This is a genomic window from Hahella ganghwensis DSM 17046 (assembly GCF_000376785.1).
In the GTDB taxonomy this organism is placed as follows: Bacteria; Pseudomonadota; Gammaproteobacteria; order Pseudomonadales; family Oleiphilaceae; genus Hahella; species Hahella ganghwensis.
In genome coordinates this window covers 1-12131 of sequence record NZ_AQXX01000048.1, presented here as the reverse complement: position 1 = coordinate 12131, position 12131 = coordinate 1, and the positions used below count along the sequence as shown (strand labels likewise).

Sequence of the window (12131 nt, the reverse complement as noted above, 5' to 3'; positions counted from 1 at the left end):
GAACGGTGTGCCCCATCGACTGAAGCTTCCGGGCCCAAAAGTTAGAACTACCACAGGCCTCCATGACAACCTGGGTGGGCAGCTGTTTATGCATAAATTCAACAAAAGCGTTACGAGACAGCGCCCGGTTAATCTGAACTTTACCAGCTTGGTTCAGCACGCAAACCTGGAAAACTGACTTTGCCAAATCCACTCCGATGAGCTTAATATTCATGATGGATGCCTCCTCTATACTTGTTTGTTGACACTACAAGTGTGGCGCATTTGACGCCGATAGAGGGGAGGCATCCATCTCATCACCCACAAACTAGTTGACGGAGCTGCCATCGCTCCGTAGTCTCCTGTTTTTTTACTCAGTATTAAGGTTCAAGGATAACCTGCGCCAGAAAGGAGCTCATTTCCCTCTCCGATACCCGTTATTATCACTGTATCGCCCGCTGTGTTCGCCGGGCGTTTCTCTGTGGCAGTGACCATTTCTCAGGTCAAAGTTTCGAACACCGGCGCCAGTGGATTGTCGACCGACTGTTTGAATTGTCTGATATTTTCGCTATTGATGTGGCGGCCTATGCGGTCATGAGTAATCACTACCATGTGGTGCTGCAAGTCAACGCTGAGTTGACTGATACCTGGTCGCAGGATGAAGTGATCGAGCGTTGGCGGAGACTTTTCAAAGGACCTCAATTGGTTGAGCGCTACCTGAATGGAGTTTCATTGGATAGAGCAGGGCTCCTGAAGCTTTCTGGGATCAATGGGGTCAGAGTCTTTGATCTGAGCTCCGTATACTGTAGCCTGGCCAATCTCAACATTGAAAAAGGATTTTCTATATGGCTCGACTACCCCGTCTTTATCTACCTGGTTGCTCCCATCACATTATTCAACGCGGAAAGAATCGCGAACCTAGTTTCTTTGGTGACAGTGATTACAAAGGGAAAATCAAAGACACTGACCCCATTGATTCCGGACGTCAGTGGATTGTTGAGTGTCATTCCTTGTCAGTGACGTTCGTGAGGCCTGTCTACGCTTATATTACGGCATAACTGCCCGGTGCCTGGTGTGTTCATTTTCCTGCTTTTTTGTTACTCTCCTCGGAATATCATGAGATCTAGAACACCCACAAACTGATATTCATGAATTTAATGGATATCCCGTTATTAGCGCCGTTATTTGTTAAATTATTTCCCTTTTATGGCAGCCAGGCAATGCTTCCGGTGCGGACGCCGAATTGGTTACTCAAAGGTATGGGATCGCTGCCTTTATGAATCGTTTCTTTAAAGAAGGATCTTAATGGCCTAACTGCTTTGCTGTTCGAATCCAGATGAATTTTTTCAGCGTTGGAAGCCACGACATAAGCCTTGCCCTGTATCGTGGATTGATCGATAACAAATACCCAGCGCCCATCGGGAGACCATATCGGGGTACGGTGCCTGGTCCACCCAGACCCCTCTGTCAGTTGTGTCAGTCCGCTGCCATTGCTGTCGATAACCCAAATTGTTCCCAGAATACCTGTAGAACTTTTTTCGCCGACAGTAAATGCGATTTTATTACCATTTGAATTTGCCGAAGGCTCGCCCGGTTGCCCCAGGGCAGCTGGAATGGTCACAATTGGTTTGCTGCTTCCACTCACATATATCGATTGGCCTGAAACAAATATCAAACGGTTATTTGGCAACCAGTCGAAATTATGTCTTCGAATCTCAATTCGATCGAATTTTTTAATCAGTTTTCCGGAACGGCTATAGATATGTAGAATGAAGAAAGGTCCGCCCTTTTTACGCCCTCTATTTTCAACCACCACCCCCACCAGTTTTCCATCGCGAGACATCCGGGCTGGTCCAAAACTGATATCAGGTAATGCAAACACGTCTGTTGGCTTACCTCCCTTGGAGTGGAAGACGATACAATCTCTGTCCTGACCGAACTTGATATAACAGTTTTCTACGGTTTCCACATACTCTGAACCATCAAAGGACCTTGGAAATGCAGTAAAATCAGCCAGCCCTGGATAATGGGGATTCCTTTCCCAGATTGCTCCGGGAATCGGGTGATAATGCCCGGATTGTATATCCAGTATCCAAGGGCCGGCTCTATTACCGATAAAAATATGTCCCGATAGTTCGCCGTTGACGGTACTGGTGCTGCCTGAGCCACAAGCTTGTAACATCAATAGCACTACGACAACACAAGTTAGCGGTACCCAATTAATAGCCATTGCATTTCCTCTTTCTACTGCCGATGCTCTCGATCGAGTGATATCAATTCGGCAACGGTGTTTCCTGCCAACCTGTTTGCTGTAACAGTTTTGTCTTTAGCGCTTCGTTTGCAATTTCTGCCGTATATGAGTAGTAGTCAGAAGGGACAAAAACCGCATCGGGATTAACAGTTTCAATGTTGGTGCCATTGAGCAGGTTGCCTGATGCTCGAATATAACCATTGTTTAGTGACTCGACGCCATTGTGGCTGCCACCCGGTTCGAAAATATTGTTTTCCACAAAAAGTTCAGCGGTAATCGCTGAACGCATTCCGTAGTACCCCCAATCTCTAAGGTAGTTGTTGAAGGCGTGGACCTTGCCGTACCGTATACGTGGAGAGCGCTCAGTGATGTTGTCAAAAAAATTGTGGTGCTGTGTTACCCGGATAATGTCGTCAAAGGAGTCATTGTCGCTGGCGGAAATCAGAACGGCCTTTCCATGATCATAAAAGTGATTCCATGACAGAGTTATATCAGTGGAACGGACTGTTATATCAATCAAGCCATCGGTGAAATTGCTGAAAGTGCAGTGATCAATCCACACGCCTTTAACATCACCATAGATGGTGATGGCGTCACGTTCTTTATCGGTGAGAGAATTGATGATGCGTATGTTGTGCACAATAATATTTTCCACGCCCTCGTCAAGCAAGAGACCGTCACCGGTCAAGGTAATATCAGCGCCGCGACCATCGATGGTTTTATTCGACTGCACATCAATCGCCTCGTCTAAACTGATCGTTCCCGATACGTCGAACACGATCCAGGCTGCAGCCGATTGCTCAGCGCAAGCCCGCAAGCTGCCTGCTCCAGAAGCTGCCAGAGTGGTTACGTGACAGAGGGGAGCCCCTTTACCACCGGTAACGTTTTTCCCAAAACCGATGATTCTGTCGGTTATATCTTCCCAGGGGCGCTCACTTCCACTATCTCCGTCACCTGAACCATTTCCACTGGACTCGAAAGCGCCAATATCGGGCGCGCTGCCAGTCCAATGCAGACAACTGTCATCGTAGCCCGTACTGAGTGGGTAGGGATAAACGGGGTCGGGGTTGGTGCAGTGCACGCCATCAATGGCAATTCCGGCATTTATTAACGGCGATCCTGCTGCGGGTTTGAACTTATTGTAAAATTGCAACCATAAATGCCGGTGAATCTCTTCGTTGGTAGCATTCTGTGTCCAATCTAGGCTGATATCAGTTCCGGTAAAGTCACTCGTGCCCAATGCGACTTGTTCACTGCCGCCTATGCCACTGAAATTATTACTTTCATCCCGGTTGGAAATGTTGCCGTTATATCTGAAGTTTTCAGGCGAGCCAAAACCTAAGTTGTTTTTGACCTTTAAACTGTCGAAGGTGCTCGGCGCCATATTGCTCTGCACCAACAGGTCAATGCCAGATCGCCCCCAAAAAGCAAGAGAGTTGTTATAGACCAAAAACTCGTTATCACCACTTACTCGCCACTCAGTTCCCTGATAAAAAAACGGCATATTCGGTTCGTTCCAATCGCCTCGCATCATGGGACTGGTACCTAGTGCCAGATTACCGAAATTTCGACGTGGTCCGGAACCTGGGAGGAAATCCTTGAGCCCGCGCCGAGCTGCCGGACCGCAGTACCAGGCGATATTCGACATTAGAGTCATGCGGCCCACAGTGGTATCAATACAGTCGTCTGCCGCTTTGAATACGATATTGTGTTTTATCGTTATATCCCAGCATCTAACCTTGGTCACCGGGTCGCCGATGTGGCAATTCTTTTGTAGGGTTATCGAATCTGAATTGCCCCAAACAGAGGAACCCAACTCGCCAAAATTACCAGTGACGCAATTGCTGGCAGAAGATGAACAGGGCTGGAAGGTACCATCCGGCCTCCAGCCACTGCTGTGTAGTACGTTGTAAGCCATTGTGATATTAAAGATCTGGCTGAGATCGCCAGAACCTGTAGGGTATATCGATATACCGATACCCGCGCGACTATGGTGCAGATAATTCTTGTCAATCAGGATGTCACTGGCATCAGGTTCATCGGAGTCAACCAGCGGGTGACCGGCGCCCACGCCACTATCGTCGCTACCAACCATGGCCCGGTTTCGAATCAGGTCAGACCAGATATTGTGAATATGATTATGGTGCAGGCGAAGATGGTCGCCTGCCAGCAAGACTCCGGCGAAGGACGAATCGCCGATAAAATAGCGCATTTCCAAAAAACCAATATCCCAGTGATCGCCGACCACAAAGGCGGCGTACTGTCCCCTCGAATCATCCGGTTCGTTTCCACCCTTGATCACCAGATTCTGGAAAGATGATTCGGAGCCAGCGCCATGTAATATGGCAAGTTCATTCGGGTAGCTTGCAATAAAACAGCGGCCGGAATCCGCCGAACAGTTTTTGGAGGCATCAATGTCAATCAGAGCTCCGGAACCGGAGTAAGTGTAGACGCCGCCTCGGATGCACATGGCGTCTCCGGGTTGCATGTTATCAAGAGCACTATCAAACGCGGACTTGAGGCCGTTGTTGGTATCATATTCCTGACCGGCACCGACACAGCGAATAGAATCGGCGGCGCAGCTTTGGCCGCCCGTCACAATCCGGTCATAGCATTCAGAGGTTTCCGACACAACGTCCTGGCCACCACTGGAGGTTTCACGGACTTCAACGGTGCGAATCACCGTATCGGCTTCATTGCCATCGGAATCGGTCAAGTTGTAAGTAACCTGATAACTGCCTGCCTGTGTAGTATCCACCGAATCATTGTTGATAGTAATCCAATGGGAAATGTCACCATCTTCGGCATCCATCCCGGTTGCACCCGGCTCGTTATAAACATCTCCGATGTACAAGGTCTTCAGTGGATCGCCAATAAGCGTAATCACCGGCGCTGCGTTTGGTAGCGGAAGGTAGGAGACCACGATAATGTCATCGCCAGTGTTACCGGCAGCATCATGGGCAGTGACAATAATTGTATTTTCGCCGTCTGCTAGGTTGATTTCGCCGGTATGCCAATCGGTGGTGCCGGTGGCACTGCCTGAACCACTACAACCGGTGCTGCACCGCCAGTTGACTTCATTCACACCTTTATTGTCTCTGGCGGTTCCACCAAGAATTACAGACGCGAAATCGCTGTTATAGTTGTCCGCAGGAGTAGGTGAGTTGATGGTAAGGGTCGGTGCCTTTTTATCCGTTTGGTTTCCTTTATCAAGATTGCCTAAACTTGAGTCATTGCTTCCACAAGCTGAAGTGATCAGCATTAGATTGATACTTAATAGAGCCGTTAGAGTACTTTTCATGTCCATTTCCGCTTTAGCGATTATTAATCTGGTATCGATATAGGCATGTTCTGCCCCATATTGGAGGCTCGAATGATTAAAGTACTTCTTTACCTTGGCAGGCTTCTTTATTCACATGTGTAATCGGGTTTGTTTTTCAGCTCACCCTTACATACTCGATAGGCTGAATCCTGACGTCCATGTAGCTGTCCAGGGGTATGATATTGCGCTTCATATAATCCGCAGTAGTCGTTTTGTCTTGATTGCGCGAAGTTGGAAGTTAGTCTGTCAATGTGGGATTGGAGGGGAGGGATAATAGGTAACATTCTCTTCGTCCATGTAGTGAAGGTTAAGGATAATCATGCAAGCTGTTAACAGCTATCACTTCCGTGTAAATAGATCATGGGGACTAGATTGGTTGTATACTACGACCTAGTTATTACCACTATTTTCATTCTAAATGGAATCAAGTGTCATTGGGTGTCTTGGTTCATAACTATTTATGTATGTCTAAAGCAAAATAAGAAAACCAAAAAAGGGATGTATGGATTGCGAGATTTTTCTTGAACGTCTCTCAGAATAAATAAGCATAAAAACAACTTCTTTTTATACTCTTTTCTCTACTTTTTTCTGCCATATTTCCTCAAATATATAACGCCCGAATACAGTTAAAAGCAAATAAAACAAAGTGCTACGTCTTCTGCTTATGGGCTGAATGTTTACTCATTTCATCTGCCAAATTACGTATAGAAAAACGTCTTTCTGGATGATACCAATTTTCGTACTAGAAAGTACCATTGCAATACCAATAATAAGTGATCTCATGTTTTGATATGTCCAATGATATAAGTGGTACGGTCTAGGCGATCCAGCAAAGCCCTCATTTGGCACACGAGGCACGGCCAGGTAAACGGGTTTGGGTTGCTTTTGATAAAAATCCAAAGGAATTTCCGATAAATCGGGATATTTGCCTCAAGGTAATGGCTATGCGTACACAATTTAAATTCAGTATGGGGATATTGGCGTCAATTTTCTGTTTATCCAGCGCAGCGGTGTTGGCTGCTGTGCCTGGGTGGAAGAGCAATACCATTTATCAAGGGGGCGATCAGGCACACGCCGCCGATACAATTTATCAGGCTCGCTACTGGACGCAGGGGGATGACCCTGCCGCTTCAGGAGAATGGGGTCCATGGAAGCAAGTGGGGCCATGCGATACCTCCTGCAGTGGTGGTGACGACCCAGGAGATGGCGGTGATCCAGGGCAGGGCGATGACAGTGATCTGCCGCAACCTCTGCCCGACGGTGGCTACAGTATGAAGGCTTCCGTTCTCGACGCGGCGGAAACGCGTCTCACCGATACGCCGCTCTTCAACCAAGTGAAAGACTCCGTCAAAACCCTGGATAACCTGCAAGTAGAAGCCATCGTTCCCGGAGCCGCCTCTAACCCGGCAAACGTCAAGCGGGTTGAGAGCATTATGTCTTCTTCCCGGTTCGAAGAGACTTTCCCCCAGCGTCATGAATCCTATACCTATACCCGTTTTCTGAGAGCCGTCGGCAAGTTCAGGGGATTCTGCGCTACCTATGATGATGGCCGCGACAGTGACGCCGTCTGTCGCAAGTCTCTGGCGACGATGTTTGCGCATTTTACGCAGGAAACAGGGGGGCATGATGCTTCCTCTTCAATTCCGGAATGGCGTCAGGGGCTGGTTTACGTCAGAGAATCTGGATGCGATCAGAACAATTCTGGTTGTGGCTATAACGCAGAATGCAGCCCAGACACATGGCAGGGTAAGGCTTGGCCTTGTGGTAAAGATGTTAGCGGAGACTATCTGAAATACTTCGGACGTGGCGCTAAACAGCTCAGCTACAACTATAACTACGGCCCCTTTTCACAGGCGATGTATGGCGATGTGAGTGTGCTGTTGAACGATCCGGAAAAGGTCGCAGACACCTGGCTCAATCTGGCCTCAGCGGTATTTTTCTTTGTCTATCCAGCCTCCCCAAAACCCAGCATGTTGCATGTGGTGGACGGATCCTGGACGCCTAACGCTCACGATGCGCAATTAGGTATCAAGCCAGGCTTTGGTGCGACTACCAATATTATCAATGGTGGTATCGAATGTGGTCATGGCTACGAGAAGCCGCAGTCGGTCAATCGCATCGATTATTACCGCAATCATGCTCAAGCACTCAATGTGCTTATCGGTGCCAACGAAGAGCTGGGGTGTAAGGATCAGAAAAGTTTCGACACCCAAGGCTCCGGCGCGTTGCAGGTGTATTGGGATCAGGATTGGGGGTACTACCCGGACATGCCGGAAGGCAAAGCTTTCGCCTGCAAGCTGGTCGGCTATCAGACTCCCTACTTTGCTCTGGCGCAAGGCGACTATCGTCGCTGCGTGGAGAACTTCAGGACGATAAATAATGATGAAAATGAATTTTCTCACCGCCTCCCTAATTGCAGCAGGGGCTCTGAGTCAATCGGCATTTGCCTATGACTGCGCCGGGTTCTCTGACTGGGATAGCGGCGTCGCCTATGTCGGCGGCGTCAATGTGAAACATAACAACAGCGCATATCAGGCGGCCTAATGGTCGCAAGGCGCCGATCCTGAAACTCATTCCGGAAACTGGCAGGAGTGGAAGTTATTGGGACAATGTGATGACGGTGGCCCGGTTGATAATAAGCCTCCCAGTGTGACGCTGACGGCACCGGTGTCCGGTTCTGAATACATTGTTGGTGATAATGTTGTGTTATCTGCGCAAGCGTCTGACGAAGACGGCTTTGTCGCCAAAGTGACCTTCTGGGTGGATGACAAAGCGGTCGGTGAAGATCGTAGTGAGCCATATACCATGGAGTGGAAAGCCGAGTTGGGTGATCACTCCGTCAGTGCCACTGCGGTGGACGACAACAATGCGAAGGCAGTTTCCGACAAGGCCACTATCATCGTTTCCGACGATGGCTCACCATCGGATAATCTGCCACCAACTGCCAGCGTTACTTCTCCGAAAGCGGGAGATGAGTTCGATGTGGATGATAACGTCAGTATCAGTGTTGACGCCGACGACGCGGATGGCTCTATCAGTAAGGTAGAATTCTATGTAGACAATGCCTTGATTGGTGAAGACGATAGAGCGCCTTATGAAATGCCCTGGAAGGCCAGCGCCGGTGCGCATCGCATTTCCGCGAAGGCTATTGACGATAAGGGATTGGGCGGTATAGCGCCGGGAGTTGCCATCAAAGTGACCGGCGGGACCGATCCTGGCGGTGAAGACTGTCGCCCGGAAGGGCTTTATCAGACGCCGGGCGTTGAAGTGCCATACTGTAGCGTCTATGACGAGAATGGACGCGAAGAAATGGGGGCGGATCATCCTCGCCGAATCATCGGTAACTTCACCTCCTGGCGCACTGGCAAGAATGGGGCGCCATCCTATTTGGCCAGTGATATTCCCTGGGAGAAGTTAACCCATATTAACTATGCGTTCGCCCATGTCGATGGTAACAACAAGATATCTGTTGGTAATGTGAATCATCCGGACAACGCGGCTACCGGTCTGACCTGGGACGGTGTGGAAGGTGCTGAAATGGATCCAAGTTATTCCTACAAGGGCCATTTCAACCTACTGAACAAGTTCAAGAAGCAGTATCCGAATGTGAAGACGCTGATCTCCGTAGGCGGTTGGGCTGAATCCGGCGGTTATTTCGACGAAGATGGCAACCGCGTTGACAGTGGAGGTTTCTACACCATGACCACCAACGCTGATAACAGCATCAATTATCAGGGGATCAACACATTTGCTGATTCAGTTGTGGCGTTCCTGCGTGAATATGGTTTTGACGGCGCAGATATCGATTATGAATATCCCACCAGCATGAATGACGCCGGTAACCCGGATGATTTTTCTATCGCCAATGCCCGTCGTGCCGGATTGATGGCCTCATATGTGGAACTGATGAAAACACTGCGTGAGAGGTTGGATGCTGCATCGGCGGAAGACGGCAAACATTATATGCTGACCATTGCCTCACCTTCCTCGGGCTATCTGTTGCGGGGAATGGAAGCCATGCAGATCACTCCGTATCTGGACTATGTCAACATTATGTCTTACGACTTGCATGGTGCCTGGAATCAGTTTGTCGGTCACAATGCGGCATTGTATGACACCGGTGAAGACGTTGAGTTGAAAGCCTGGAACTACTACAACACGGCGCAATATCAGCGTATTGGATACCTGAATACCGACTGGGCTTACAAGTATTTCCGCGGAACCATGCCGGCGGGACGCATCAACATTGGTGTGCCTTATTACACCCGCGGCTGGCAGGGCGTGAATGGTGGCAATAATGGCCTATGGGGAACAGCTTCCGCGCCGGATCAGAACAACTGTCCTCCCGGCACAGGATCAGGTGATAAAAATGACTGTGGCCACGGCGCAGTCGGCATCGACAACATCTGGCATGATCTGGATAAACAGGGCAATGAGATGGGCGCTGGTTCCAATCCGCTATGGCATGCCAAGAATCTGGCAGAAGGCGTGGCTGGAAGCTACATCGCAGATTACGGCCTTGACCCGGCTAACGATCCTACTGATGTGCTGACCGGGTATTACAGTCGTCACTATGATGCTACTGCGGTTGCTCCTTGGTTGTGGAATGCGGAAAAACAGGTGTTCCTGTCTATTGAAGATGAAGTGTCGATCGGGACCAAAGCCGAATATGTTGTTGATAATGGTATCGGTGGCGTCATGTTCTGGGAGCTGGCGGGTGACTACGGCTGGAACGAGGACAAGGGTGAGTACTTCATGGGCGACACTCTGACCACGCAATTCTATGATGCTTTCAAACACGCTGCGCCATATGGTGATCAGGTGGGCTCCGGTGTACCTGCCACCAGTCTGGACATCAAGTACAGCATCAGTGGTTTCAGGCTGGGGGATCAGAACTACCCGATCAATCCCAAGCTGAAGATCATCAATAATTCAGGCCATACCATACCTGGTGGTGCGACCTTTGAGTTCAACGTGCCCACGGCGATTCCCGATACGATCAGCGACCAAAGCGGTGTTGGTCTGAAAGTGATTGCCAGCGGCGCTAACAGCTCAGGTCACAACATCGGTGGTCTGGAGAACGATCATCATACCGTGGCATTCACCCTGAAAAACTATCAGGCCCTGGCGGATGGCGAGAGCATGGATATTACTCTCAATTATCAGTTGCCAATGCCGCTGCCTTCCAGTTGGAGAGTGAAAATCGGTGGCGCCACATTCGCTCTGAAACAAGAGCATCCTGAATTGCCGGCTGGCTCTTTGGATGACGGCGGCAATGGAGACGGTGGAGATGACGGTGATGGAGGAGACAATGGAGACGGCGGAAATGATGGTGGTACCTGTGCCGACGCCAATGTCGACCCAAGCAACGTGAACGTCTACCCCGATTGGACCCAAAGTGACTGGCAGGGTAACCCCAGCCATGCTGGCGCCGGTGATCTGATGTCTCATAACAACATCGTGTATCGCGTAGGCTGGTGGACTCAATCCACTCCTGGTAGCGACGGAAGCTGGACGATGGTGTGTCGTTTCTGATTCGGGCTTTCTACAATTGAGCTTTTATATGTGAGCCCGCCCCTTTAAACAGGGGGGCGGGCTCTGTCCATTCGGATTGTGCTCATTAGCTTCACTTCTTTCACTACGCTCTTTTCCCTTTCCTTGAGGTTCACAAATTACGGATCTGGATTTTTCCGCTGTTCTTTTGGTGGCGGGTTGCCAGGCTCCTAACTGGCTGGATAAAGTTAGTTGCAGATTATTTCTGGGTGGGTATCAAAAGACGATACCCGATAGTTAGAAATACAGTACATATACCGTTCAGGTGGTGCTGGGTAATCTGCGGGAATACGCTGTCTCTAAACAAATAGTTCACGAGAAAGAGTTTAGAGATGCCAACAGATAACCCCCTCCAATTTGCTGTAGTTCGAGAAGATCCGGTGATCGACTTGAAAGTCATTCAGCGCTTTTCCTTGAAAAACGCTTTACTTGTCGCCTCTGGTGGATGTACTGCTTTGAGTCTGTTGGCGATAGAGCCAAGTATCGATGTGACTGTCTTTGATCCAAACCCGCACCAAATCGCCCATGTGAGAAAAAAGTTAGAGCATCTGTCCGGGAATGAGTGCCGCTCGAGTTCAATTTTCAATGTGGAAAATAACCATCCCACTGGGATAAATGAAAGTGGGAACTTTGAATCTCTGTTTCGAGGTTTCCGTCAGTTTGTTTTTGAACACATTCTTGATGAAGAGCGAATGCTGGCTTGTTTGCTTGGTGACGGGGTTGCCTTGGAACGTCTGCTCAGCAATAAGTACTGGCCTGTCGCTTTTGAGCTTTTCTTTAATGAGAGCTATCTGGAAGCTATGTTTGGCCCAAATGCCATTCAGCATGCGCCCAGGAACTCATATGCGAGGTATTTTAGATTAGGTATTGAAGAAGGGTTAAGTGATCCTGCAAGAGCGACTAACTATTTCCTGCATCATATCTTTCTGGGGAAGTACCTCAATAGAGAAGGTTGTTTACCTCCTTATCTGACAACGCCTCTCTCAAAAAATCCATTGGGATTGTTTAATGGATATTTAAGCGATG

At 49.1% G+C, this 12131-nt stretch carries 6 protein-coding genes and 1 pseudogene; 4 read left to right on the top strand and 3 right to left on the bottom strand.

Going from position 1 to position 12131, the window contains the following annotated elements; translation table 11 throughout:
• Nucleotides 1–214 (bottom strand): annotated as a pseudogene (locus F566_RS0101350) (IS110 family transposase); the annotation flags it as partial.
• A 317-nt stretch (nucleotides 215–531) separates the two neighbouring features.
• Between F566_RS0101350 and F566_RS37510 the strand changes: the two are divergent.
• Entirely contained in the window at nucleotides 532–999 is a 468-nt protein-coding gene (locus F566_RS37510; RefSeq protein WP_026179671.1) for a hypothetical protein, read from the top strand.
• A 184-nt stretch (nucleotides 1000–1183) separates the two neighbouring features.
• Here F566_RS37510 and F566_RS0101340 read toward each other — a convergent pair whose 3' ends face one another.
• Nucleotides 1184–2209, bottom strand: coding sequence for a TolB family protein (locus tag F566_RS0101340; protein ID WP_020405177.1), 1026 nt, complete (start codon nucleotides 2207–2209; stop codon nucleotides 1184–1186).
• A 43-nt stretch (nucleotides 2210–2252) separates the two neighbouring features.
• Nucleotides 2253–5531 (bottom strand): pectate lyase family protein, encoded by a 3279-nt coding sequence (locus F566_RS35100; RefSeq protein WP_051085235.1) that lies wholly within the window; start codon nucleotides 5529–5531, stop codon nucleotides 2253–2255.
• A gap of 965 nt (nucleotides 5532–6496) precedes the next feature.
• On the opposite strand from F566_RS35100, the gene F566_RS0101325 reads away from it, so the two are divergent.
• The 3 genes from F566_RS0101325 to F566_RS31535 all read left to right on the top strand — a co-directional run.
• Nucleotides 6497–8005, top strand: coding sequence for a glycoside hydrolase family 19 protein (locus F566_RS0101325; RefSeq protein ID WP_020405175.1), 1509 nt, complete (start codon nucleotides 6497–6499; stop codon nucleotides 8003–8005).
• Between the two features lie 148 nt (nucleotides 8006–8153).
• Nucleotides 8154–11087 carry a chitinase C-terminal domain-containing protein gene (locus F566_RS34705; RefSeq protein WP_020405174.1) on the top strand — a complete coding sequence of 978 codons (2934 nt, stop codon included), beginning with the start codon at nucleotides 8154–8156 and terminating at the stop codon, nucleotides 11085–11087.
• A gap of 350 nt (nucleotides 11088–11437) precedes the next feature.
• Nucleotides 11438–12131, top strand: a 694-nt coding sequence (locus F566_RS31535; RefSeq protein WP_020405173.1) for a BtaA family protein, incomplete at its 3' end; no start/stop codon positions are given.